At 58.7% G+C, this 23,855-nt stretch carries 20 protein-coding genes; 15 read left to right on the plus strand and 5 right to left on the minus strand.

Annotation, left to right across the window (positions count from 1 at the left end):
- The first annotated feature begins 65 nt into the window (after window positions 1-65).
- Window positions 66-704, plus strand: a complete 639-nt coding sequence (locus tag USF70_RS10185) for a DUF1007 family protein (protein ID WP_167819328.1) — start codon at window positions 66-68, stop codon at window positions 702-704.
- On the plus strand, window positions 695-1,675 hold the full coding sequence (locus tag USF70_RS10190) for a nickel/cobalt transporter (RefSeq protein WP_058841756.1): 981 nt from the start codon (window positions 695-697) through the stop codon (window positions 1,673-1,675). Before USF70_RS10185 ends, USF70_RS10190 begins: the two co-directional genes overlap by 10 nt.
- 39 nt (window positions 1,676-1,714) lie before the next feature.
- Here USF70_RS10190 and suhB read toward each other — a convergent pair whose 3' ends face one another.
- Window positions 1,715-2,518, minus strand: coding sequence for an inositol-1-monophosphatase (gene suhB, locus USF70_RS10195; RefSeq protein ID WP_023308828.1), 804 nt, complete (start codon window positions 2,516-2,518; stop codon window positions 1,715-1,717).
- Between the two features lie 131 nt (window positions 2,519-2,649).
- On the opposite strand from suhB, the gene trmJ reads away from it, so the two are divergent.
- From trmJ to sseB, 11 genes are all read left to right on the plus strand, one after another.
- Window positions 2,650-3,375, plus strand: coding sequence for a tRNA (cytosine(32)/uridine(32)-2'-O)-methyltransferase TrmJ (gene trmJ / locus USF70_RS10200; RefSeq protein WP_219940094.1), 726 nt, complete (start codon window positions 2,650-2,652; stop codon window positions 3,373-3,375).
- A gap of 215 nt (window positions 3,376-3,590) precedes the next feature.
- On the plus strand, window positions 3,591-4,082 hold the full coding sequence (gene iscR, locus USF70_RS10205; RefSeq protein WP_023308826.1) for a Fe-S cluster assembly transcriptional regulator IscR: 492 nt from the start codon (window positions 3,591-3,593) through the stop codon (window positions 4,080-4,082).
- A gap of 117 nt (window positions 4,083-4,199) precedes the next feature.
- Entirely contained in the window at window positions 4,200-5,414 is a 1,215-nt protein-coding gene (gene iscS / locus USF70_RS10210) for a cysteine desulfurase (protein ID WP_008502157.1), read from the plus strand.
- Between the two features lie 24 nt (window positions 5,415-5,438).
- Complete coding sequence (gene iscU, locus USF70_RS10215) at window positions 5,439-5,825, plus strand: Fe-S cluster assembly scaffold IscU (RefSeq protein ID WP_003860661.1); 387 nt, start codon at window positions 5,439-5,441, stop codon at window positions 5,823-5,825.
- A 13-nt stretch (window positions 5,826-5,838) separates the two neighbouring features.
- A complete protein-coding gene (iscA, locus tag USF70_RS10220; protein ID WP_003860659.1) occupies window positions 5,839-6,162 on the plus strand; it encodes an iron-sulfur cluster assembly protein IscA in 324 nt (107 codons plus the stop codon).
- Window positions 6,163-6,360: 198 nt separating this feature from the next.
- Window positions 6,361-6,876, plus strand: coding sequence for a co-chaperone HscB (gene hscB, locus USF70_RS10225; protein WP_039263745.1), 516 nt, complete (start codon window positions 6,361-6,363; stop codon window positions 6,874-6,876).
- Between the two features lie 14 nt (window positions 6,877-6,890).
- The gene (gene hscA, locus USF70_RS10230) at window positions 6,891-8,741 is read left to right on the plus strand and encodes a Fe-S protein assembly chaperone HscA (RefSeq protein ID WP_320735607.1); all 1,851 of its coding nucleotides are present in this window, start codon (window positions 6,891-6,893) and stop codon (window positions 8,739-8,741) included.
- A gap of 1 nt (window position 8,742) precedes the next feature.
- On the plus strand, window positions 8,743-9,078 hold the full coding sequence (fdx, locus tag USF70_RS10235; protein WP_003860652.1) for an ISC system 2Fe-2S type ferredoxin: 336 nt from the start codon (window positions 8,743-8,745) through the stop codon (window positions 9,076-9,078).
- Between the two features lies 1 nt (window position 9,079).
- The gene (gene iscX, locus USF70_RS10240; protein ID WP_003860650.1) at window positions 9,080-9,280 is read left to right on the plus strand and encodes a Fe-S cluster assembly protein IscX; all 201 of its coding nucleotides are present in this window, start codon (window positions 9,080-9,082) and stop codon (window positions 9,278-9,280) included.
- A 60-nt stretch (window positions 9,281-9,340) separates the two neighbouring features.
- Window positions 9,341-10,627: an aminopeptidase PepB gene (gene pepB, locus USF70_RS10245; protein ID WP_320735608.1), complete on the plus strand. Its 1,287-nt coding sequence runs from the start codon at window positions 9,341-9,343 to the stop codon at window positions 10,625-10,627.
- A 110-nt stretch (window positions 10,628-10,737) separates the two neighbouring features.
- Complete coding sequence (gene sseB, locus USF70_RS10250; RefSeq protein WP_023333036.1) at window positions 10,738-11,514, plus strand: enhanced serine sensitivity protein SseB; 777 nt, start codon at window positions 10,738-10,740, stop codon at window positions 11,512-11,514.
- A 17-nt stretch (window positions 11,515-11,531) separates the two neighbouring features.
- On the opposite strand, the gene USF70_RS10255 is transcribed toward sseB, so the two are convergent.
- The 4 genes from USF70_RS10255 to USF70_RS10270 form a co-directional block, all read right to left on the minus strand.
- Complete coding sequence (locus USF70_RS10255; protein WP_045888294.1) at window positions 11,532-12,302, minus strand: MurR/RpiR family transcriptional regulator; 771 nt, start codon at window positions 12,300-12,302, stop codon at window positions 11,532-11,534.
- A complete protein-coding gene (sseA, locus tag USF70_RS10260; RefSeq protein ID WP_069303177.1) occupies window positions 12,302-13,150 on the minus strand; it encodes a 3-mercaptopyruvate sulfurtransferase in 849 nt (282 codons plus the stop codon). The genes USF70_RS10255 and sseA overlap by 1 nt, the downstream gene beginning before the upstream one ends.
- A gap of 90 nt (window positions 13,151-13,240) precedes the next feature.
- Window positions 13,241-14,608: a 6-phospho-alpha-glucosidase gene (locus USF70_RS10265; protein WP_045888293.1), complete on the minus strand. Its 1,368-nt coding sequence runs from the start codon at window positions 14,606-14,608 to the stop codon at window positions 13,241-13,243.
- Window positions 14,609-14,620: 12 nt separating this feature from the next.
- The gene (locus USF70_RS10270; RefSeq protein ID WP_033146216.1) at window positions 14,621-16,165 is read right to left on the minus strand and encodes a PTS transporter subunit EIIC; all 1,545 of its coding nucleotides are present in this window, start codon (window positions 16,163-16,165) and stop codon (window positions 14,621-14,623) included.
- Between the two features lie 286 nt (window positions 16,166-16,451).
- On the opposite strand from USF70_RS10270, the gene USF70_RS10275 reads away from it, so the two are divergent.
- Window positions 16,452-21,404 carry an alpha-2-macroglobulin gene (locus USF70_RS10275; RefSeq protein ID WP_320735609.1) on the plus strand — a complete coding sequence of 1,651 codons (4,953 nt, stop codon included), beginning with the start codon at window positions 16,452-16,454 and terminating at the stop codon, window positions 21,402-21,404.
- A gap of 1 nt (window position 21,405) precedes the next feature.
- A complete protein-coding gene (pbpC, locus tag USF70_RS10280; protein ID WP_232937430.1) occupies window positions 21,406-23,730 on the plus strand; it encodes a peptidoglycan glycosyltransferase PbpC in 2,325 nt (774 codons plus the stop codon).
- Window positions 23,731-23,855: the final 125 nt, after the last annotated feature.

Below are 23,855 nucleotides of genomic sequence, written 5' to 3' on the forward strand. Positions count from 1 at the left end.
GCGCCGGCAGGCCTTTCACTCAGGATTGCTGGGGAACATCACAGAATTTTTGACGTGAGGAATTGATGCAAACAGTTAAACAAAGTGCGATGGCGTTATTTTTGGCGGTTATCAGCTTCACCGCCAGCGCACACCCTCACAGTTTTATTGACCTCCAGACCGAGCTGGTTACCGACGGCACGCAGCTGAGCGGCCTGAAGATGCGCTGGACGATGGATGAAATCACCTCGGCCGATCTGCTCTATGATGCGGGAAACGCGAAGCCCGGCGATGAAATCTGGAAAAAGCTGGCGGCGGAAGTGATGGCCAACGTGCTCGGCCAGCACTACTTCACGGAATTCTGGCACAACGGGCAAAAGGTCAAATTTCTGAACCGGCCAACAGAATACGGGATGACGCGTGACGGGCATCAGGCGGTGCTGACGTTTGTGCTCCCGCTGGCGCATCCGCAGCCGCTGGCCGGGCAAACGTACACGTTTTCCACTTTTGATCCTACCTACTATGTCGATATGCGTTATGACAAAGACGGCGACGTACGATTGCCGGACGCTCTGCAAAAAAACTGCAAAATTGGCGTTCGCACCCCGAAACCCAGCGAGGAGACGCTGAACTTTGCGGTCTCGCTTGATAAGGAAGATGCACCGCCTGAGGACATGGAGTTGGGTAAACAGTTCGCGCAGGAGGTAACGTTACAATGTCAGTGATCTCCTCTCCGGTTCGGAAACCGCGCCGCTGGCTGCACCTCTGGCCGCTGGCGCTTTTTCTCCTGCTGGCCGTTTGCGGTTCGCTCTGGCTGTGGCAGGCCTGGCCGCAGGTCATGATGAAAAGCATCGTCTGGCAGCGTGAGGTCAACCAGCAGATGAGCGGTCTGCTGAAGGCGGTGGCCGAGAACCCGACCAAAGCGGGTGGTTCCCTGCTGGCGTTCAGCTTTATCTATGGCGTTCTGCACGCGCTGGGGCCGGGGCACGGCAAAATCGTGATAACGACCTGGCTCGCCACCCATCCGTCGAAGCTGAAATCGAGTATCGGGCTGACGCTGGCCTCCTCGCTGCTTCAGGGCAGCGTGGCGATTGCGCTCGTCGTAGTCGTGCTTTCGCTGTTGCAGCTTCCCGCGCGCCAGCTGCACATGAGCAGTTTCTGGCTGGAGAAGGGAAGCTACGCGCTGGTGGGCGTGCTGGGGCTGATCCTCTGCTGGCGGGCGCTGAAAAAGCTGCGCGTGCTGCTGCAAAAACCGAAATTCAAAACCTTCACGCCGCACCACGTTCATGATGCAAACTGCGGCTGCGGGCATCAGCATTTGCCCACGCAGGAACAATTGCAGAACGGCGACGACTGGCGCGCGCGGCTGATGATTGTTCTTTCGATGGGCATGCGCCCGTGTTCGGGGGCCATCATGGTGCTGCTGTTCAGCAAGGTGATAGGCGTGTTTGGCTGGGGAATGCTCTCCGCGCTGGCGATGGCGGCAGGGACGTCTCTCACCATTTCGTCTTTAGCGCTGCTGGTTCACAGCTTCCGTCAGCTTGCGGTCAGACTCAGCGGCAATAAAACACCGGTGCTGTGGCGGCAGGTAGGGTGGACAACGCTTGCGCTGGCGGGCGGGGTGATTCTGCTGGTTGCGGCGGTGACGATGTGGATGAGCGCGATGCCGGTGGGAAGAGGATTGCGGCCGTTTTAGTTGGGATTCCCTCTCCCACGGGAGAGGGAATGACCGGGATTAACGCTTCAGCGCATCGCTCAGTTCATCACGCATGTTGGCCAGCATGGCTTTAACAACGCGTGGGTTACCTGCAACGACGTTGCCGGTAGACATATAGTTATGGCCGCCGGTGAAATCACACACGATGGCGCCTGCTTCACGTGCGATCAGCTCGCCCGCAGCAAAGTCCCACGGCTTCAGCGACAGCTCGAAGTAACCGTCAACGCGGCCTGTTGCTACATAGGCCAGATCCAGTGCGGCAGAACCGGTGCGGCGGAAGTCCGCGCATTCGGTGAACAGTTTGCCCAGGATATTCATATAGGTGGTCGCGTGCTGTTTCGCCTTGAACGGGAAACCGGTCGCCAGAATGGTGCCGTCCAGATCGCGTGCGTTGCTGCAGCGCAGACGGTAGCCGTTCAGCTGTGCGCCCTGACCGCGGGTAGCGGTGAACAGTTCGTTACGCATTGGATCGTAAACAACGGCGACTTCAGTACGGCCTTTAATGCGTACTGCGATAGACACAGAGAAGTGTGGCAGGCGTTTGACGAAGTTGGTGGTGCCATCCAGTGGATCGATAACCCATTGAACATCCTGATCGGTACCTTCATGTTCACCGCTTTCTTCGGTGATGATGGTGTGCTGCGGGTAAGATTTGCGGATCGTTTCGATAATAATCGCTTCTGCGGCTTTATCGACGTTAGTCACGAAATCATTGCTGCCTTTCTGGCTGGTTTCTACGGAGTCTGGCGTTTCGTAGTGTTTGGCAATTACATTACCCGCCTTGCGCGCTGCGCGCACGGCGATGGTCAGCATCGGATGCATCGGTCTCTCTCACTGGATGTTAAAGAACAGGAAAATCGGCGCAGAGTATAGCAGTGGGATCGGATTATGTCTCCCGTTTATGATAATATGCCGGAATATTCTTCAGACGCTGAATTCAGACATTAAAAATTATGCTGCAAAACATTCGAATCGTGCTGGTCGAAACATCGCACACCGGCAACATGGGCTCCGTTGCCCGCGCTATGAAAACCATGGGCTTAACGAACCTGTGGCTGGTTAACCCGCTGGTCAAACCTGACTCGCAGGCTATCGCCCTGGCGGCCGGTGCCAGCGACGTGATCGGCAACGCTCAGATCGTCGATACCCTTGACGAAGCGCTGGCCGGCTGCAGCCTCGTTGTTGGCACCAGCGCGCGTTCACGCACGCTGCCGTGGCCGATGCTGGACCCGCGCGAATGCGGCCTGAAAAGCGTCTCAGAAGCGGAACAGGCTCCGGTTGCGCTGGTGTTTGGCCGCGAGCGCGTTGGCCTGACCAACGACGAGCTGCAGAAGTGCCATTATCACGTCGCCATCGCGGCTAACCCGGAATATAGCTCGCTGAACCTGGCGATGGCGGTGCAGGTTATCGCCTATGAGGTGCGTATGGCGTGGCTGGCGAAGCAGGAGAAACAGGTAGAGCCTAAAGAAGAAACGGCCTACCCGCTGGTGGACGACCTTGAGCGCTTCTACGGTCACCTGGAGCAGACGCTGCTCTCAACCGGCTTTATTCGTGAAGGCCACCCGGGCCAGGTGATGAACAAGCTGCGCCGCATGTTTACCCGCGCGCGCCCGGAAAGCCAGGAGCTTAACATCCTGCGCGGGATTCTGGCGTCGATTGAGCAGAAGAATAAAGAGTAGTGTCGATTTCCCCTCTCCCCGTGGGAGAGGGCTGGGGTGAGGGCATCAGGCCGCACCGGGATTTTGAAGGCACGGAACGTTAAATACCCGACTAAAACAGTCAAGTAAATAGTTGACCATTTTAGTCAGGAATGTCAGACTTGGCCCTGCTATGCAATACCCCCATTTTACAATAAAAAACCCCGGGCAGGGGCGAGTTTGAGGTTAAGTAAGACATGAGACTGACATCTAAAGGGCGTTATGCCGTGACCGCGATGCTGGACGTTGCGCTCAACTCCGAAGCGGGCCCGGTTCCGTTGGCTGATATTTCTGAACGACAAGGGATCTCCCTCTCTTACCTGGAACAGCTGTTCTCCAGACTGCGTAAAAATGGACTGGTTTCCAGCGTTCGTGGCCCAGGCGGCGGTTATCTGTTGGGTAAAGACGCGGGCAGTATTGCAGTTGGTGAAGTGATTAGCGCAGTTGACGAATCCGTTGACGCGACCCGTTGCCAGGGTAAAGGCGGCTGCCAGGGCGGCGATAAGTGCCTGACCCACGCGCTGTGGCGCGATCTGAGCGACCGTCTCACCGGCTTCCTGAACAACATCACCCTGGGTGAACTGGTCAATAACCAGGAAGTTCTGGATGTCTCTGGTCGTCAGCACGGTCAGGATTCCCAACGCAGCACCCGCGCGCAGGACGCTATCGACGTCAAACTGCGCGCGTAATAAAACGATAAAGATTTCAGAATCAGGCCGGGGCGGTCACGCCCCGCGTACTCGGTCGTACATCCAGCCGGTTGCCTGATTCCTTGCATTGAAGCGATGTACGGAGTTTAAAGAGCAATGAAATTACCGATTTATCTCGATTACTCCGCAACCACGCCGGTGGACCCGCGTGTTGCCGAGAAAATGATGCAGTGTCTGACCCTGGACGGAAACTTTGGTAACCCAGCTTCCCGTTCACACCGTTTTGGCTGGCATGCTGAAGAGGCGGTTGATATCGCCCGTAATCAGATTGCCGACCTGGTGGGTGCCGACCCGCGTGAGATTGTTTTCACCTCCGGTGCGACCGAATCCGACAACCTGGCGATCAAAGGTGCAGCCAACTTTTATCAGAAAAAAGGCAAGCACATCATCACCAGCAAAACCGAACACAAAGCCGTGCTGGATACCTGCCGCCAGCTGGAGCGTGAAGGTTACGAAGTGACTTACCTGGCGCCACAGAGCAACGGGATCATCGACCTGAAAGAGCTCGAAGCGGCCATGCGTGATGACACCATTCTGGTTTCCATCATGCACGTTAACAACGAAATCGGCGTCGTTCAGGACATCGCGACCATCGGCGAAATGTGCCGCGCGCGCGGTATCATCTATCACGTTGACGCGACCCAGAGCGTGGGCAAACTGCCTATCGATCTGAGCCAGCTGAAAGTGGACCTGATGTCCTTCTCCGGCCACAAAATTTATGGCCCGAAAGGGATCGGCGCGCTGTACGTTCGTCGTAAACCGCGTATCCGCATCGAAGCACAGATGCACGGCGGCGGTCACGAGCGCGGCATGCGTTCCGGCACGCTGCCTGTTCACCAGATCGTGGGCATGGGCGAAGCGTACCGCATTGCGAAAGAAGAGATGGAAACCGAGATGGCACGCTTGCGCACGCTGCGTAACCGTCTGTGGGACGGCGTGAAAGATATGGAAGAAGTGTATCTGAACGGCGATCTCGAGCAGGGCGCTCCGAACATCCTCAACGTCAGCTTCAACTATGTTGAAGGCGAATCGCTGATCATGGCGCTGAAAGACTTGGCCGTTTCTTCCGGTTCTGCCTGTACGTCTGCAAGCCTGGAGCCATCCTACGTGCTGCGCGCGCTGGGCATGACCGATGAGCTGGCGCACAGCTCTATCCGTTTCTCTTTAGGTCGTTTCACTACCGAAGAAGAGATTGACTACACCATCAAGCTGGTTCGCAACTCCATCGGCCGTCTGCGCGACCTTTCTCCACTGTGGGAAATGTTCAAGCAGGGCGTGGATCTGAACAGCATTGAATGGTCACATCACTAATCGGTACATAAGGAGAATTCAATCATGGCATACAGCGAAAAAGTCATCGATCATTACGAGAACCCGCGCAACGTTGGCTCTTTTGACAACAGCGACGAATCTGTCGGTAGCGGCATGGTTGGCGCACCGGCGTGTGGCGACGTGATGAAGTTGCAGATTAAAGTCAACAATGAAGGTATCATTGAAGACGCGCGCTTCAAGACCTACGGCTGCGGTTCTGCTATCGCGTCCAGCTCCCTGGTTACCGAATGGGTGAAGGGCAAGTCTCTGGACGAAGCACAGGCAATCAAGAACACGGATATTGCTGAAGAACTCGAACTGCCACCGGTGAAAATTCACTGTTCAATTCTGGCAGAAGACGCGATCAAAGCCGCCATTGCGGATTACAAAAGCAAACGTGAAGCAAAATAATTGAGGTTTGAGTATGTCGATTACCCTTAGCGACAGCGCTGCCGCGCGAGTAAGCTCTTTTCTGGCGAACCGTGGTAAAGGCTTTGGCCTGCGACTGGGCGTACGTACTTCCGGCTGTTCTGGTATGGCTTACGTACTGGAGTTTGTTGACGAGCCGGCGTCTGACGACACCGTGTTTGAAGACAAGGGCGTGAAGGTGGTGGTCGATGGCAAAAGCCTGCAATTCCTCAACGGCACTCAGCTGGACTTCGTCAAAGAAGGCCTGAACGAAGGGTTCAAATTCACGAACCCGAACGTCAAAGACGAGTGTGGTTGCGGCGAAAGCTTCCACGTTTAACCGCGTTCCGCTGTTATACCGATTAATTCGCGTTGCAGAAAGGCGGCAAGCGAGTGAATCCCCGGGAGCTTACTTAAGTAAGTGACTGGGGTGAACGAGCGCAGACAACGCATCTGCAGCGCGAAGTAAGAAGGTATAACCCCACCGTGGCTCTGCTGCGCGTGGGGTTTCTTCTAACAGGCTACCCCTGAGATTGTTATGGATTACTTCACTCTCTTCGGACTACCCGCTCAATACCCGATTGATCTCCAGGCGCTGACGATCCGTTTTCAGGATCTTCAGCGTCAGTATCACCCGGATAAATTCGCGAGTGGTACTCAGTCTGAGCAATTGGCTGCGGTTTCCCAATCTGCGACCATCAACCAGGCCTGGCAGACGCTGCGCCATCCGCTGGCGCGTGCAGAATATCTGCTCTCGCTCCACGGTTTCGATCTGGCGAGCGAACAGCATACCGTGCGCGACACCGCGTTTCTGATGGAACAGCTGGAGCTTCGCGAAGAGCTGGATGAGATTGAACAGGCCAAAGACGAAGCGCGTCTGGAAAGCTTCATCACGCGCGTGAAGGGCATGTTCGATACCCGCCATCAGCAGATGGTGGAGCAACTGAACAACGAGACCTGGGACGTGGCGGCGGACACTGTGCGCAAACTCCGTTTTCTCGATAAACTGCGAAGCAGTGCTGAACAACTCGAAGAAAAGCTGCTCGATTTTTAATTTCGGAAGCAATTATGGCCTTATTACAAATTAGTGAGCCTGGCTTAAGTGCCGCACCGCACCAGCGTCGTCTGGCGGTGGGTATCGATCTGGGCACCACCAATTCCCTCGTGGCGACCGTGCGCAGCGGCCAGGCGGAAACGCTGGCTGACGAGCAGGGCCGCCATCTGCTGCCTTCCGTGGTCCACTACCAGCAGCAGGGTCACGCGGTCGGCTATGACGCCCGCGCCAACGCCGCGCGCGATCCGGCCAACACCATCAGCTCCGTAAAGCGCATGATGGGCCGCTCGCTGGCCGATATTCAGACCCGCTATCCGCATCTGCCGTATCAGCTGCAGGCCAGTGAAAACGGCCTGCCGATGATTGCGACCGCGGCCGGTCTGCTGAACCCGATTCGCGTTTCCTCCGACATCCTTAAAGCGCTGGCGGCGCGCGCGACGGCGACGCTTGGCGGTGATCTGGACGGCGTAGTCATCACCGTTCCGGCCTATTTTGACGATGCACAGCGTCAGGGCACCAAAGACGCCGCGCGTCTGGCAGGCCTGCACGTGCTGCGCCTGCTGAACGAACCGACGGCGGCGGCGATTGCCTACGGCCTCGACTCCGGTCAGGAAGGGGTGATCGCGGTTTACGATCTCGGTGGCGGTACCTTTGATATCTCGATCCTGCGCTTAAGCCGCGGGGTGTTTGAAGTGCTGGCGACCGGCGGGGATTCCGCGCTGGGCGGCGATGACTTCGACCATCTGCTGGCGGATTATATTCGCGAGCAGGCGGGCATCAGCGATCGCAGCGATGCGCGCGTGCAGCGTGAACTGCTGGATGCGGCTATCGACGCCAAAATCGCCCTGAGCGATGCGCAGACTGTTACCGTAAACGTTGCGGGCTGGCAGGGTGAGATCGCCCGCGACCAGTTCAGCGATCTGATTGCCCCGCTGGTGAAACGCACCCTGCTGGCCTGCCGTCGCGCATTGAAAGATGCGGGCGTTGAGGCGAACGAGGTGCTGGAAGTGGTCATGGTGGGCGGTTCGACTCGCGTGCCGCTGGTGCGTGAGCGCGTGGGCGAATTCTTTGGCCGCACGCCGCTGACCTCCATCGACCCGGACAAAGTGGTTGCCGTGGGCGCCGCAATCCAGGCTGATATTCTGGTCGGCAACAAGCCGGACAGCGAAATGCTGCTGCTGGACGTCATCCCGCTGTCGCTCGGGTTAGAAACCATGGGCGGCCTGGTAGAGAAAGTGATCCCGCGTAATACCACCATTCCGGTGGCGCGCGCGCAGGAGTTCACCACCTTCAAAGACGGCCAGACCGCGATGTCCATCCACGTGATGCAGGGCGAGCGCGAGCTGGTGCAGGACTGCCGCTCTCTGGCGCGCTTTGCGCTGCGCGGTATCCCGGCGCTGCCTGCGGGCGGGGCGCATATTCGCGTCACCTTCCAGGTGGATGCGGACGGTCTGCTGAGCGTCACGGCGATGGAAAAATCGACCGGCGTGGAATCGTCCATTCAGGTGAAGCCGTCCTACGGCCTGACCGATGGCGAAATCTCCTCCATGATTCAGGACTCAATGAGCTACGCCGAGCAGGATGTGAAGGCGCGTATGCTGGCTGAACAAAAAGTTGAAGCCGCCCGCGTGCTGGAGAGCCTGAACGGCGCGCTCGCTGCCGATGCCGCGCTGTTAAGCGCCGCTGAGCGCCAGGTGATTGACGACGCTGCCGCGCATTTAAGCGCAGTAGCAGAAGGCAATGACGCTGACGCAATAGAAGAAGCCATTAAAAACGTTGATAAACAAACCCAGGACTTTGCTGCTCGCCGCATGGACAAATCTGTCCGCGTCGCGCTGAAAGGCCAGTCCGTGGACGAGGTTTAATATGCCAAAGATTGTTATTTTGCCTCATGCGGACCTCTGTCCGGATGGCGCTGTTCTGGAAGCGAAGACCGGTGAAACCATTCTCGATGTTGCCCTGCGTGCAGGTATCGAAGTGGAACACGCCTGTGAAAAATCCTGTGCCTGCACCACCTGCCACTGCATCGTGCGTGAAGGTTTCGACTCTCTCGCCGAGAGCACCGAAGACGAAGACGACATGCTGGATAAAGCATGGGGTCTGGAGCCTGACAGCCGCCTGAGCTGCCAGGCCGCGGTGACCGATGAAGATCTGGTCGTGGAATTCCCACGCTACACTATCAACCACGCACGCGAGCATTGATATGGGACTGAAGTGGACAGACAGCCGTGAAATCGGCGAAGCGCTCTACGACGCGAACCCGGATCTCGATCCGAAGACCGTACGATTCACCGACATGCACCAGTGGATCTGCGATTTAGAAGATTTCGACGACGATCCAAACGCATCCAATGAAAAAATTCTGGAGGCGATTCTGTTAGTCTGGTTAGATGAAGCAGAATAAATAACATAACGGGCTGCCTTCAGGCGGCCCGTTTGCTAGTTGCTAATAAGGATAAATAAAATGACCGAAGCGATGAAGATTACGCTCTCTACGCAGCCAGCCGATGCGCGCTGGGGCGAGAAAGCCACCTACAGCATCAACAACGACGGCATTACCCTGCACCTGACGGGCAACGATGATTTGGGCCTGATCCAGCGCGCCGCGCGTAAAATTGACGGCATGGGCATTAAGCATGTGTCCCTGGAAGGCGAAGGCTGGGATACCGACCGCAGCTGGGCATTCTGGGCTGGCTACAAAGGGCCGAAAGGCACCCGCAAAATCGAGTGGGCTAACCTCGACGAAGCCGGTCAGAAAGAGCTGGAAAGCCGCCTGCAAATCATCGACTGGGTGCGCGACACCATCAACGCCCCGGCGGAAGAGCTCGGTCCTGAGCAGCTGGCGCAGCGCGCGGTTGACCTGCTGTGCGGCGTGGCGGGCGAGAAAATGTCCTACCGCATCACCAAAGGTGAAGACCTGCGCGAGCAGAACTACATGGGCATCCACACCGTGGGCCGTGGTTCCGAGCGTCCTCCGGTCCTGCTGGCGCTGGATTACAACCCAACCGGCGATAAAGCGGCGCCGGTCTTTGCCTGCCTGGTGGGTAAAGGCATCACCTTCGATACCGGCGGCTACAGCCTGAAGCAGAGCGCGTTCATGGACTCCATGAAGTCCGACATGGGCGGCGCGGCAACCATCACCGGCGCGCTGGCGTTCGCCATCACCCGCGGTCTGAACAAGCGCGTGAAGCTGTATCTGTGCTGCGCGGATAACATGGTGAGCGGTAACGCCTTTAAGCTGGGCGACATCATTCGCTATCGCAACGGTAAAAACGTCGAAGTGATGAACACCGACGCCGAAGGCCGTCTGGTGCTGGCCGATGGCCTGATCGACGCGTCTGCGCAGAAGCCAGAGCTGATTATCGACATGGCGACCCTGACCGGCGCGGCAAAAACCGCCCTGGGCAACGACTACCACGCGCTGTTCAGCTTTGACGACAAGCTGGCCGCTCGCCTGCTGGCAAGCGCCGCTGCGGAAAACGAGCCGTTCTGGCGTCTGCCGCTGGCCGAGTTCCACCGCAGCCAGCTGCCGTCCAACTTTGCCGAGCTGAACAACACCGCGAGCGCGGCGTACCCGGCGGGTGCAAGCACGGCGGCAGGCTTCCTGTCCCACTTCGTTGAGAACTACCACGAAGGCTGGCTGCACATCGACTGTTCCGCAACGTACCGTAAAGCGGCGGTTGAGCAGTGGTCCGCTGGCGCGACCGGTCTGGGCGTGCGTACCGTGGCGAACCTGCTGACGGCTGAGTAATCTTTATTGCCCTCACCCTAACCCTCTCCCAAGGGGAGAGGGGATGGTTTGCTCCCTCTCCCTTGAGGGAGAGGGCTGGGGTGAGGGGAAATGCATCATCTGGAATTGTTATGTCCGAAACCAAAAACGAATTAGAAACCCTGCTGGAGCAGGCGGCGACCGAGCCCGCCCACCGTCCGGCATTTTTCCGCACGCTGCTGGAATCCACCGTCTGGGTGCCGGGCACCGCGGCGGAAGGTGAGCAGGTTGTCGAAGACAGCGCGCTGGATCTGCTGCACTGGGAGAAAGACGACGGCACGTCGGTGATCCCGTTCTTCACCTCGCTGGAAGCCCTGCAGGAAGCGGTAGAAGACGAACAGGCGTTCGTAGTGATGCCGGTGCGTACCCTGTTCGAAATGACGCTGGGCCAGACGCTGTTCCTTAACGCGAAGCTGCCGACCGGGAAAGAGTTTACCCCGCGTGAAATCAGCCATCTGATAGGTGAAGAAGGCAACCCGCTCAGCACCCAGGAAGTGCTGGAAGGGGGCGAAACGCTGCTGTTGTCTGAAGTAGCCGAGCCGCCCGCGCAGATGATTGATTCCCTGACGACGCTGTTCAAAACCCTGAAACCGGTTAGACGCGCGTTTCTCTGCTCCATTAAAGAGCGTGCGGACGAGCATCCGGTTCTGCTGATTGGTATTGAGGCGGACGGCGATATCGACGATATCATTCAGGCCGCGGGAAGCGTGGCGACCGACACGCTGCCGGGCGATGAGCCGATTGATATCTGCCAGGTGAAGAACGGCGAGAAGGGCATCAGCCACTTTATTACCGAGCACATCACCCCGTTCTACGAGCGTCGCTGGGGCGGCTTCCTGCGCGATCTCAAAACTAACCGCATCATCTGATTATGGCGGGGTGAATATCACCCCGTTGCTTCCAGCAGCAGTAAATCCATCAGCAGCACCAGATTCGACTCAAACGACGTCACCCCCGCGGCTTCAGCGGCGAAGTGCACCGCTTCGTCATAGAGGGCAAAGTGCACGTCCGCCATCCCCGCCAGCGTGTTGGCCGAGGCGCGGGTAAACGCGACGATCGTCATGCCGACGTTTTTGGCAATCCGCGCTTTATCCAGCACCTGCTCCGTTTCGCCGCTGCGCGAGACGGCAATAAACACCTGATAGCGGGCGGCGTTGCTGAGGAAAATATTCCGGCTGTCCCCCGGCCCGGAGATAAACGCCGTTTTGCCCAGCACCTGTAGCTTCTTGGTCAGGTACTCCGCAAACAGATAGGAAAACCCGGCCCCGTAGAGAAAGAAGCTCTCTTTCTCGCGCAGCAGGTCGGCAAACTGCTGGCGCTTCTCCTGCGTGACCCACTGGAAGGTGTGCTGATAGTTGGCGATAAACTGATTAAACAGCGCCGGGAGTTCAGGAAGCGACTGCCCCTGAGCGGCAATATGCGGCGTGTCGGAGAGCAGCTGCTTGCAGTGCCAGATAAACTCGCTAAAGCCGCTAAACCCCAGCTTCTGACACAGCCGCATGATGGTGGCGGTAGAAACAAACGTCGCCTGCGCCAGCTCGCGTACCGTGATGTTGCCCACCAGCAGCGGGTGCTCCGTGAGGTGGGCGAGGACGCGATACTCCGCGCGGGTCAGCGACGCCCCGCGCGTTAACAGCGTGGCCAGGCGGTTATCCATTATTTCGCGGGTTCGACCGGCAGATCGTCCCGCGCACCCCATTCGCTCCAGGCGCCGTCGTAGAGCGTGACGTCGCTCGCTCCGAGCGTGGCGAGCGCCAGGATCGCCACGCAGGCCGTTACGCCGGAGCCGCAGCTGGCAATAATCGGACGATGTAAATCCACGCCAGCACGGTCAAAAATGGCCCGCAGCTCGTCGGTGGTTTTCAGCTCGCCCTCAAACACCAGATCGCCCCACGGAACGTTCAGCGCCCCCGGAATATGTCCGCGCTTCAGCCCCGGACGCGGTTCATCCGCTTCGGCATTGAAGCGCGAAGCAGGACGGGCATCGACGATTTGCGCCGTTTTTTCATGGCTCACGACCAGCACGTCGGTCAGGCGTTTCACCACGTGCGCGTCGAACGTGGCGTCGAACTCGCCTTCCGGCAGCGTCACGTCACCCTGCTGGAGCGGCAGCTCGTCGCGCTTCCAGCCCGCCAGCCCGCCCGCCAGAATAGAGACTTTTTCCACGCCGAAGTTCTTCAGCATCCACCACGCGCGCGGGGCGGAGAAGAGGTTACCTTCATCATAAACAACGAGGTGTTTGTCTTTGCTGACGCCCAGCTCGCGCATCGCCACAGAAAACGCTTCCGGGCGCGGCAGCATGTGCGGCAGGGGAGAGTTGCGATCGGAGAGGGCTTCGATATCAAAAAATACCGCGCCAGGCAGATGTCCGGCACGGTATTCCGCGACCATATCGCGAAGGTGTTCCTGCCCGGCCGGGGCCATACGCGCGTCAATAATCTGAACTTCCGGATCGTCACCGTGCTCAATCAGCCAGTCGGCGGCGACAAAATATGAGGTGGACATGGGTTGCCTCCATTCTTTTCCGTAAAAAAGGATTGTCGGTGTTTTTTCTGACACCGACAAGCAAACCACGTTCAACTCGCGAGCAAGCCCCTATTTTTTCACCGTTTCGCCGTCCTGCCAGGCTTTTTGCAGCGCAGGCCAGTAGTCGCGGTTGGCCTCGATCATCTCATCCAGAATCGCTTTCGCGTGTTCCATGGTCGGCACGGTGCGGTTGAGGGTAAACGCCTGCAGGGCTTTCTCATAGCTGCCCTCGATGGTGGCCTCCACCAGCAGTTGTTCAGAGGCGAGCTGCTGTTGCAAAAGGGTCTGATGGAACAGCGGCACCTGACCGACGCGAATCGGTTCCGGGCCTTCGGAGGTGATATAAGCGGGCACCTCCACCACGGCATCGTAAGGCAGGTTGGTAATCGCCCCGCGGTTTTCCACCATCACCAGATGGCGGCTCCGCAGGTTAAAGGCCAGCGAGCAGGCGACATCGACGATAAACTCGCCGTGGACGCCTACGTGGAAGGCGTCCGGCAGGATCCCGGTGCGCTTGTATTCTTCGGCAGCGGCGAACAGCTTTTTCTCGCGCCCGTCCATCACTTCATTGGCGCGGGTATAGTCCGGGTTCTGATGCTCCACGATCTGGTTCGGCATCAGGTAGTACTGCAGATACGGGTTCGGCAGATACTCCGGGAAGTTGTCCATGATCGGCTTAATGTTGCGCCAGGTTTTGACCCATGATGGATCGGAATGCTGCGGATCGGTTTTAGCCGCATCTTCCGTCAGCAGGCCAAACTTCGCGATATGTTTACGCAGTTCGGGAAGCTTGTCTTCGCCGTCCACCAGCACGCGGGTAAACCAGCCGAAGTGGTTCAGGCCGAAGTAGTCCACCTCCAGCCTGCGGCGATCGACACCCAGAATCGCCCCCATATTGCGCATCGCGGCGACAGGCATATCGCAGATGTTCAGCACCCGCGCATTTGGCCGCAGCCGCCGCACGCCCTCCGCGACGATCGCCGCCGGGTTGGAGTAGTTCACGATCCAGGCTTTTTCGTGCGCGTAGCGATCGACCAGATCGATAAGCTCCACCATCGGCAGGATCGTGCGCAGTCCGTAGGCCAGGCCACCGGGCCCGCACGTTTCCTGGCCGACCACGCCGTGGCGCAGCGGGATCTTCTCATCCTGCTCGCGCATCTTGTACTGGCCGACGCGCATCTGGGCGAAGACGAAATGCGCGCCGCTGAACGCCACTTCCGGGTCACTGGTGACGGTGAACTTGATGCTCTGGCTGTGGTCGCGAATGACCTTTTCGACGACGGGCGCAATGGTGTTCTGGCGCGCCTCGTCGATGTCATAAAGGCGGATTTCGGCCAGCGGGAAATCCTGCAGGCGCACCATCAGGCTTTTCACAATGCCCGGCGTGTAGGTGCTGCCGCCGCCGGCAATCGACAGAATAAATGGGGGTGTAAACATCTTTAGCTCCTTTCAGAGAAACGTCTCAACGGCTTCTCGCATTTTTTTGACGTGCAGCCCGTAGACCACCTGAACGTTGTTACCTTGTTTGATAATCCCTTTCGCGCCGGTCGCCTTGAGCCGCGGCTCGTCGATAATGGCGACGTCCTTCACCGTGACGCGTAAGCGGGTGTAGCAGTTGTCCACCACCTCAATGTTTTCCCGGCCGCCCAGACCCGTCACGATGGATTCGCCCAGCCCGTCGTTATTGCCCTTCGCCTGGTACTCCTGCTTGCTGTAGAGGCGCGTTTCCCGATCGTCATCCTCACGGCCCGGCGTTTTCATGTTGAAGCGCAGGATCAGGAAGCGGAACACCACGAAGTAGAGGGCAAACATGATCAGCCCGACCACGATGTACATCGGCCAGTTGGACTTCTCCGTGCCGAGCGGCAGGTTGTACAGGATGAAGTCGATAATCCCGTTGGCACCGATGGCGTGAACGCCCAGCAGCGAGAACAGCATCATGCCGATGCCGGTCAGCACCGCGTGCACCACGAACAGCAGCGGAGCGACGAACAGGAAGGAGAACTCAATCGGCTCGGTCACGCCGACCAGCAGCGAGGTCAGCGCCGCCGGGATCAGAATGGCTTTCGCAATGGCTTTACGCTCCGGCTTTGCGGTCATATACATCGCCAGGGCTGCGGCAGGCAGGCCGAACATCTTGCTGATGCCGCGCGCGTCCCACACCACGGTGCTGCTGAGCTGCTTCACGTCCGGGCAGGCCATCTCGGCGAAATAGATATTGCGTGCGCCCTGATAGGTTGCGCCGCACACCTCCTGCGTGCCGCCCAGCTCGGTATAGAGGAACGGGGTATAAACCAGATGGTGCAGGCCGGTGGGGACCAGAATACGTTCCAGGAAACCGTAGATTGCCACGCCCAACGGCCCGGAGCCTTTGATGGCCAGCGCCAGGGCGCTAATGCCGTGCTGGGCATACGGCCACAGTTCACTCATCACCACGCCGAGCAGCATGGAGACGGGGAGCATGACGATGGCGACAAAACAGTGGCCGGAGTAAATCGCCATCGCGCCGTTAAACTGTACGCTGGAGTATTTGTTGTACAGATATCCGGAGAGCGCCCCGGTCAGGATCCCGGCAAAAACGCCCATCTCCAGCACCTGCACGCCCAGTACCATGGTCTGCCCGGCCGCTTTCATCTGGGCCGCTGGCGCCAGCGCGCCCTGCAGCTGTAGCGTGACGTTCATGGCGTTGATGAACACGACAAAGGTCACCAGACCAATCAGCGCGGCATAGCCTTTATCACGCGTCGCCAGACCAATCGGGATCCCGACGGCAAACACCAGCGCCAGGTTGACCAGCACCGACACGGCAGATTTCGCGATAAGCTGACCAAGGTGCTGAATCAGCGGATGGCCCAGAAACGGCAGGTATTCAGCGAGATTACCGTTACCCAGAACGTTACCAAAGGCGATAAACAGACCGACGATCGGTAAGATAAGTACCGGTCCGTACAATGATTTTCCGAAATTTTGTAGGGCGTTCACGGCTCGTTTCATGGCTTTCTCTCTTTTTGAACCGCGCACTCGGGGTGCGTCATGGTCATAAAACTAGCAGCCTTCGGGCGAGCTTAGCCAGCTATCTTCTTGTTTTAAAAACAAATGACTTGAAAGGTAACATGTGACGTTATGTGCTGTGATCGCGGTTCCATCACGGCGTAGCGGCGTGATGCCGTTCTGCGAGACGCTTTCCAGATTTTAAAATTGGCCTTTTTGAATTAATGAAACTTGCGGATAATACTTATCCGGACGACGACCAACAGGCTCCATGGGCCAGGGACAAAGGATGAAACCGTTTCGCTTAGCCGCGCTCTCTCTTGCGCTGCTCACCACGTTTACGCTTGTCGGCTGTGATAACAGCGACGATAAAACTCAGGCTGCGGCTCCCGCGGCATCCACCGCATCCACACCGAAAGCTGCAGAAAAGCCCAATGCTGAAACGCTGGCTAAACTGGCTGCCCAGACTCAGGGAAAAGCGCTGACGTTGCTGGATACCTCAGAAGTTCAGCTCGACGGTGCCGCCACGCTGGTGCTGACCTTTTCTGTTCCGCTGAATCCCGATCAGGATTTCGCCAAAACGGTGCATGTCGTGGACAAGAAAAGCGGCAAGGTTGACGGGGCGTGGGAACTTGCGCCTAACCTGAAAGAGCTTCGCCTGCGTCATCTGGAGCCTAACCGCAACCTGGTCGTCACCGTTGAACGTGACCTGCAGGCGCTGAACAAGGCGACGTTCGGCATTGATTATGAAAAAGCCCTGACCACCCGGGACATTGAACCCACCGTTGGTTTTGCCAGCCGCGGCTCGCTGCTGCCGGGCAAGGTGGTGGAAGGTCTGCCGGTGATGGCGCTCAACGTCAACAATGTTGATGTCAACTTTTACCGCGTGAAGCCGGAATCGCTGGCCTCCCTTGTCAGCCAGTGGGAGTACCGTAACTCGCTGACCAACTGGGAATCCGATAACCTGCTGAAGATGGCGGAGCTGGTTTACACCGGTCGATTCGATCTTAATCCGGCGCGCAACACGCGCGAAAAATTGCTGTTGCCCCTGAAGGATATTAAACCGCTCCAGCAGTCTGGCGTTTATATCGCGGTCATGAACCAGGCTGGGCACTATAACTACAGCAATGCCGCAACGCTCTTTACCCTAAGCGATATTGGCCTGTCCGCTCACCGTTACCATAACCGCCTGGATATTTTCACTCAGAGTCTGGAAAACGGTGCGGCGCAGTCCGGCGTGACCGTCACGCTGCTGAACGATAAAGGCCAGACTCTCGCCGAGGCGAAGAGCGATGCCGACGGTCATGCGAAGCTTGAAACGGACAAAGAAGCCGCGCTGATTCTGGCGAGCAAAGACGGCCAGACCACGCTGCTTGACCTCAAGCTTCCGGCGCTGGATCTGGCGGAGTTCGATATTGCCGGTAGCCCCGGCTACAGCAAGCAATTCTTCATGTTTGGCCCGCGCGATCTCTATCGTCCGGGTGAAACGGTGATCCTCAACGGCTTACTGCGCGACAGTGACGGTAAGCCGCTTCCCGATCAGCCCGTGAAGCTTGACGTGCTGCGCCCGGATGGACAGGTTGCGCGTACGATTGTCGTCAAGCCAGAGAATGGGCTCTATCGCTTTAACTATCCGCTGGACAGCGGAGCGCAGACCGGTATGTGGCATATCCGTGCCAACACGGGCGATAACCTGCAGCGCCTGTGGGACTTCCACGTCGAAGACTTCATGCCCGAGCGTATGGCATTGAACCTGAGCGGAGAAAAATCGCCGGTTTCACCGCAGGATAACGTGGACTTTAACGTGGTGGGCTATTACCTGTATGGCGCACCGGCCAACGGTAATTCTCTGCAGGGCCAGCTTTTCCTGCGTCCGCTGCGTGACGCGGTGGCTGCGCTGCCGGGCTTCCAGTTTGGCGATATCGCGGAGGAGAACCTGAGCCGCAGTCTGGATGAAGTTCAGCTTACGCTGGATGAGCAGGGGCGTGGGCAGGTTTCTACCGAAAGCCAGTGGAAAGAGGTCCACTCTCCGCTGCAGCTGATCCTGCAGGCCAGCCTGCTGGAGTCGGGCGGCCGTCCGGTGATGCGTCGCGCTGAGCAGGCCATCTGGCCAGCGGCTGAGCTGCCGGGTATCCGCCCTCAGTTCGCCAGTAAAGCCGTTTACGACTACCGCACCGATACCACCGTCAACCAACCGATTGTTGACGAGAACGGCAACGCCAGCTTCGACATCGTTTATGCCGATGCCAGCGGAGCGAAAAAGGCGGTTTCCGGTTTACAGGTACGCCTGATCCGTGAGCGCCGCGACTACTTCTGGAACTGGTCTGAGAGCGAAGGCTGGCAGTCTCAGTTCGATCAAAAAGATCTGGTTGAAGGCGAGCAGGAGCTGACTCTCAAGGCCGACGAGACGGGTAAAGTCACCTTCCCGGTGGAGTGGGGCTCATACCGTCTGGAGGTTAAAGCGCCTGATGAGATGGTCAGCAGCGTGCGCTTCTGGGCAGGCTACAGCTGGCAGGATAACAGCGACGGCACCGGGGCTGCACGTCCTGACCGCGTGACGCTGAAACTGGATAAGCCAGCCTATCAGCCAGGCGATACCATTAACCTGCACATTGCAGCGCCGGCAGCAGGTAAGGGCTATGCGATGATCGAGTCCAGCGAAGGGCCGCTGTGGTGGAAAGAGATCGACGTCCCGGCAAACGGGCTTGATCTCGCTATCCCGGTCGACAAAGCCTGGAAACGTCACGATCTCTACCTGAGTACGCTGGTGGTTCGTCCTGGGGATAAATCGAAATCCGCCACGCCGAAACGCGCGGTCGGCCTGCTGCATCTGCCGATGGGCGATGAAAATCGTCGTCTGAACATTGCGCTCGATAACCCGCAGAAAATGCGTCCAAACCAGACGCTCTCTGTGAAGGTGAAAGCCAGCGTGAAAGAGGGTGCGGTTCCGCAGAAAGTGAACGTACTGGTCTCGGCGGTTGACAGCGGCGTGCTGAACATCACCGATTACGTTACGCCCGATCCGTGGCAGGCTTTCTTCGGTCAGAAACGCTACGGCGCGGATATCTACGATATCTACGGCCAGGTCATCGAAGGGCAGGGCCGCCTGGCCGCGCTGCGCTTTGGTGGTGACGGTGATGAGCTGAAGCGCGGCGGTAAGCCGCCGGTGAACCACGTCACCATTATTGCCCAGCAGGCACAGCCGGTTACGCTGGATGCCAACGGAGAAGGCACGATTACGCTGCCGATTGGTGATTTCAACGGCGAGCTGCGTCTGATGGCGCAGGCCTGGACGGAAGACGATTTCGGCAGCAGCGAAAGCAAGGTTGTGGTGGCTGCGCCGGTCATTACCGAGCTTAACACGCCGCGCTTCCTGGCAAGCGGGGACACCTCACGGCTGACGCTGGACCTCACCAACCTGACGGACAAGCCGCAAACGCTGAATGTCGCCCTGACCGCGACAGGAAAACTGTCGCTGGAAGGCTCGCAGCCGCAGCCGGTTCAGTTGTCTCCTGGCGCGCGCAGCACCCTGTTTATTCCGGTGCGTGCGCTGGAGGGTTATGGTGATGGTGAGGTGACGGCTCAGGTTACGGGCCTGCAGCTTCCGGGTGAGACCTTTGCGCCGCAGCAGAAGAGCTGGAAAATCGGCGTGCGTCCGGCATTCCCGGCGCAGACGGTGAATACCGGTGCCATGCTGAACCCCGGCGAGTCCTGGACCGCACCGGTGCAGCATAGTAACGGTTTCTCTCCTGCTACCCTGCAGGGGCAACTGCTGCTGAGCGGCAAACCACCGCTTAACCTGGCGCGCTATATTCGCGAGCTGCAGGCGTATCCGTATGGCTGCCTGGAACAGACCACCAGTGGCCTGTTCCCGTCGCTCTACACTAACGCGGCGCAGCTGACTGCACTTGGCATCAAGGGCGACACCGATGACAAGCGCCGTGCAGCGATTGATATTGGCATCTCCCGTCTGCTGCAGATGCAGCGTGAAGACGGTGGTTTTGCGCTATGGGATAAAAACGGTCCGGAAGAGTACTGGCTGACGGCCTACGTGACCGACTTCCTGGTGCGAGCGGGCGAGCAGGGTTACAGCGTACCTGCCGATGCGGTGAATAACGCCAATAACCGCCTGCTGCGCTACCTGCAGGATCCGGGCATGATGTCCATTCGCTACAGCGACGATACTCAGGCCAGCAAGTTTGCCGTGCAGGCCTATGCCGCGCTGGTGCTGGCACGTCAGCAAAAAGCGCCGCTGGGCGCGCTGCGTGAAATCTGGGATCGCCACGGGCAGGCGGCTTCCGGGCTGCCGCTGATGCAGCTGGGCATGGCGCTCAAACTGATGGGCGATGCGCCGCGCAGCCAGCAGGCGCTGGATCTGGCGCTCAAAACCCCGCGCAACGACAGCAAAAACTGGATGGCCGATTACGGCAGCCAGCTTCGCGATAACGCGCTGATGCTCTCTCTTCTGGAGGAGTACAAGCTGCTGCCGGATGCGCAAAATACGCTGCTGAATGCTCTGTCTGAACAGGCCTTCAGCCAGCGCTGGCTGTCAACGCAGGAGAGCAATGCGCTGTTCCTGGCCGGACGCTCACTGCAAACCCTGTCTGGTGCGTGGCAGGCGAAAACTTCGCTGTCTGAGGCCGCATCAGGCGGCGATAAGTCACTGGTGCAAAACGTGAGCGGCGACCAGCTTGGCGCGCTGCAGGTGACTAACACCGGTACAGCGCCGCTGTGGGTACGCCTGGACAGCACCGGTTATCCGGAATATGCCCCTCAGCCGAGCTCGAACGTGCTGCAGGTTGAACGTCATATCCTGGCAACCGACGGCAGCAGTAAATCGCTCTCCTCGCTGAAGAGCGGTGAGCTGGTGCTGGTGTGGCTGGACGTTAAAGCCAGCCAGAACGTGCCGGATGCGCTGGTGGTGGATCTGCTCCCTGCGGGTCTGGAGCTCGAAAACCAGAACCTGGCGAGCAGCAGCGCCAGCCTGCAGGACAGCGGCAGTGAGGTTCAGAACCTGCTCAGCCAGATGCAGCAGGCGGATATTCAGCATATGGAGTTCCGCGACGACCGCTTTGTGGCTGCCGTGCCGGTAAACGAAGGTCAGCCGGTCACGCTGGTTTATCTGGCCCGCGCCGTGACGCCGGGAACCTATCAGGTGCCGGTCCCGATGGTGGAGTCTATGTACGTTCCGCAGTGGCGGGCAACGGGGGCGGCCAGCGGCCCGCTGATTGTTGTTCCGTAATATGCGAATGGCACGTCTGACACGCTCCCGCTGGCTATGGCTGGCGGGAGCGCTTCTCATTTTATGGGGGCTGATTGTCGCCGCCGACCGCCTGTGGCCGTTGCCTCTGAAAGAGGTTAATCCCGCCCGGGTGGTGGTAGATGAGAAGGGCACGCCGCTCTGGCGTTTTGCCGATAGCGACGGGATCTGGCGCTACCCGGTTACCATTGAAGAGATCTCTCCCCGCTACCTTGAGGCGCTGATCCAGTATGAAGATCGCTGGTTCTGGGATCACCCAGGCGTAAACCCGCTCTCTGTCCTGCGCGCTGCCTGGCAGGATCTCAGTTCTGGTAAAGTCGTCTCTGGTGGAAGCACGCTCACCATGCAGGTGGCACGCCTGCTGGACCCGCATCCGCGCACCTTTGGCGGCAAAGTTCGTCAGCTCTGGCGGGCGATGCAGCTGGAGTGGCATCTTTCCAAACGCGACATTCTCACCCTTTACCTCAACCGCGCTCCGTTTGGCGGCACGCTGCAGGGCGTCGGGGCGGCAAGCTGGACCTATCTCGGCAAACAGCCGTCGCAGCTCAGCTATTCCGAAGCGGCGCTGCTGGCGGTACTGCCGCAGGCACCCAGCCGCTTGCGTCCGGACCGCTGGCCTGAACGGGCCGAGGCGGCGCGCAACAAAGTGCTCGACCGCATGGTAACGCAGGGCGTCTGGTCCGCGAAGCAGGTTAAAGAATCACGGGAAGAATCGGTATGGCTGGCGCCCCGACAGATGCCGCAGCTGGCGCCGCTCTTTGCGCGCATGATGCTCGGCAAAAGCCGCGACGCAAAAATTGTCACCACGCTGGATGCCGGACTGCAGCGGCAGCTGGAAGAGCTGGCGATGAACTGGAAATCTCGCCTGCCGGCACGCAGCTCGCTGGCGATGATCGTCGTGGATCACACCGATATGAAAGTGCGCGGCTGGGTCGGCTCGGTGGATATTAACGATGACACGCGTTTTAGCCACGTGGATATGGTCAATGCGATCCGATCCCCGGGATCGGTGTTAAAGCCCTTTATTTACGGTATGGCACTGGACGATGGCCTGATCCATCCCGCCTCGCTGCTCCAGGACGTTCCCAGAAAAACCGGTGATTATCGCCCCGGGAATTTTGACAGTGGGTTCCACGGACCGGTCAGCATGAGTGAAGCGCTGGTGCGCTCCCTCAACCTGCCCGCGGTACAGGTACTGGAAGCCTACGGGCCAAAACGTTTTGCCGGGATGTTGAGCAACGCAGGCTTGCCGCTGATCCTGCCTGCGGGGGCGCAGCCAAATCTTTCTCTGATCCTCGGCGGGGCAGGCGCGCGGCTGGCCGATATCGCCGCGGCCTACAGCGCGTTTGCCCGACACGGTAAGGCGGGGAGGCTGCGGTTACAGCCGGGCGATCCGCTCATTGAACGTCCGCTGCTGTCGCAAGGCTCGGCGTGGATTATTCGCCGTATTCTGGCGAACGAGGCGCAGCCGCTGCCGGATAATGCGTTACCGCAGATCGCACCGCTGGCGTGGAAAACCGGCACCAGCTACGGTTACCGTGATGCCTGGGCGATTGGTCTTAATGCCCGCTACGTAATAGGCATCTGGACAGGACGACCGGACGGCACGCCCGTAGCGGGGCAGTTTGGTTTCGCCAGCGCGGTTCCACTCTTAAATCAGGTTAATAACCTGCTTCAGTCACGCTCAACGGTAGACGAAGCCCGCCTGCCGCGCGACCCGCGTCCGGAGAGCGTCGGGCGGGGCGTGATCTGCTGGCCGGGCGGCCAGTCGCTGCCGGAAGGAAGTGAAAACTGTCGGCGTCGCCTGTCGACCTGGCTGCTGGAAGGGAGTGAACCGCCCACGCTGCTATTGCCCGAACAGGAAGGGATACGCGGCATTCGTTTCCCGGTCTGGCTGGATAAAACGGGTAAACGCGTGGCGGCAGATTGCCCTGATGCAACTGAAAAAGTCCTGGATGTCTGGCCGCTGCCGCTGGAGCCGTGGCTGCCGGCAACCGAGCGTCGCGCGGTACGGGTCCCTCCTTCCTCAACCACCTGTCCTCCGCTATCGCAGGACGCACCTGCGCCACTCATCCTGACAGGCGTGCGTGAAGGGGCCGTCATCAAACGTCTGCCGGGGGAATCCCGCGTTTCGCTGCCGCTTCAGGCGACCGGCAATAGCGGCGAGCGCTGGTGGTTTTTGAACGGTGAACCGCTGAATGTGAAGGGAAGAGTTTACACATTACAGCTTGATAAATCGGGCGATTATCAGTTACTCGTTATGGATGAGACCGGTCAGGTCGCGACGGTGAATTTTACGTTGCAGTGACCTGAAAATAGCTTTCTGATGTGAGCTGTTGCTAAAACTCGTCTTATTTTAAAAAAATGTTACCTGAATCCATAGGCAATGGCGCTATTGCTCATTATAATCCGCGCCACACCATACTCAGGTAT

The organism is Enterobacter sp. 237C8 (genome assembly GCF_034106865.1).
In the GTDB taxonomy this organism is placed as follows: Bacteria; Pseudomonadota; Gammaproteobacteria; order Enterobacterales; family Enterobacteriaceae; genus Enterobacter; species Enterobacter asburiae_B.

Coding starts and splice junctions, on each gene's coding strand:
- USF70_RS10265 (WP_045888293.1), bottom strand. CDS start 14,608: ATGTTTACACCCCCATTTATTCTGTCGATTGCCGGCGGCGGCAGCACC.
- USF70_RS10275 (WP_320735609.1), top strand. CDS start 16,452: ATGAAACCGTTTCGCTTAGCCGCGCTCTCTCTTGCGCTGCTCACCACG.
- iscA (WP_003860659.1), top strand. CDS start 5,839: ATGTCGATTACCCTTAGCGACAGCGCTGCCGCGCGAGTAAGCTCTTTT.
- USF70_RS10270 (WP_033146216.1), bottom strand. CDS start 16,165: ATGAAACGAGCCGTGAACGCCCTACAAAATTTCGGAAAATCATTGTAC.
- USF70_RS10190 (WP_058841756.1), top strand. CDS start 695: ATGTCAGTGATCTCCTCTCCGGTTCGGAAACCGCGCCGCTGGCTGCAC.
- hscA (WP_320735607.1), top strand. CDS start 6,891: ATGGCCTTATTACAAATTAGTGAGCCTGGCTTAAGTGCCGCACCGCAC.
- pepB (WP_320735608.1), top strand. CDS start 9,341: ATGACCGAAGCGATGAAGATTACGCTCTCTACGCAGCCAGCCGATGCG.
- sseB (WP_023333036.1), top strand. CDS start 10,738: ATGTCCGAAACCAAAAACGAATTAGAAACCCTGCTGGAGCAGGCGGCG.
- iscR (WP_023308826.1), top strand. CDS start 3,591: ATGAGACTGACATCTAAAGGGCGTTATGCCGTGACCGCGATGCTGGAC.
- USF70_RS10185 (WP_167819328.1), top strand. CDS start 66: ATGCAAACAGTTAAACAAAGTGCGATGGCGTTATTTTTGGCGGTTATC.
- iscX (WP_003860650.1), top strand. CDS start 9,080: ATGGGACTGAAGTGGACAGACAGCCGTGAAATCGGCGAAGCGCTCTAC.
- sseA (WP_069303177.1), bottom strand. CDS start 13,150: ATGTCCACCTCATATTTTGTCGCCGCCGACTGGCTGATTGAGCACGGT.
- fdx (WP_003860652.1), top strand. CDS start 8,743: ATGCCAAAGATTGTTATTTTGCCTCATGCGGACCTCTGTCCGGATGGC.
- trmJ (WP_219940094.1), top strand. CDS start 2,650: ATGCTGCAAAACATTCGAATCGTGCTGGTCGAAACATCGCACACCGGC.
- hscB (WP_039263745.1), top strand. CDS start 6,361: ATGGATTACTTCACTCTCTTCGGACTACCCGCTCAATACCCGATTGAT.
- iscS (WP_008502157.1), top strand. CDS start 4,200: ATGAAATTACCGATTTATCTCGATTACTCCGCAACCACGCCGGTGGAC.
- iscU (WP_003860661.1), top strand. CDS start 5,439: ATGGCATACAGCGAAAAAGTCATCGATCATTACGAGAACCCGCGCAAC.
- USF70_RS10255 (WP_045888294.1), bottom strand. CDS start 12,302: ATGGATAACCGCCTGGCCACGCTGTTAACGCGCGGGGCGTCGCTGACC.
- pbpC (WP_232937430.1), top strand. CDS start 21,406: ATGCGAATGGCACGTCTGACACGCTCCCGCTGGCTATGGCTGGCGGGA.
- suhB (WP_023308828.1), bottom strand. CDS start 2,518: ATGCATCCGATGCTGACCATCGCCGTGCGCGCAGCGCGCAAGGCGGGT.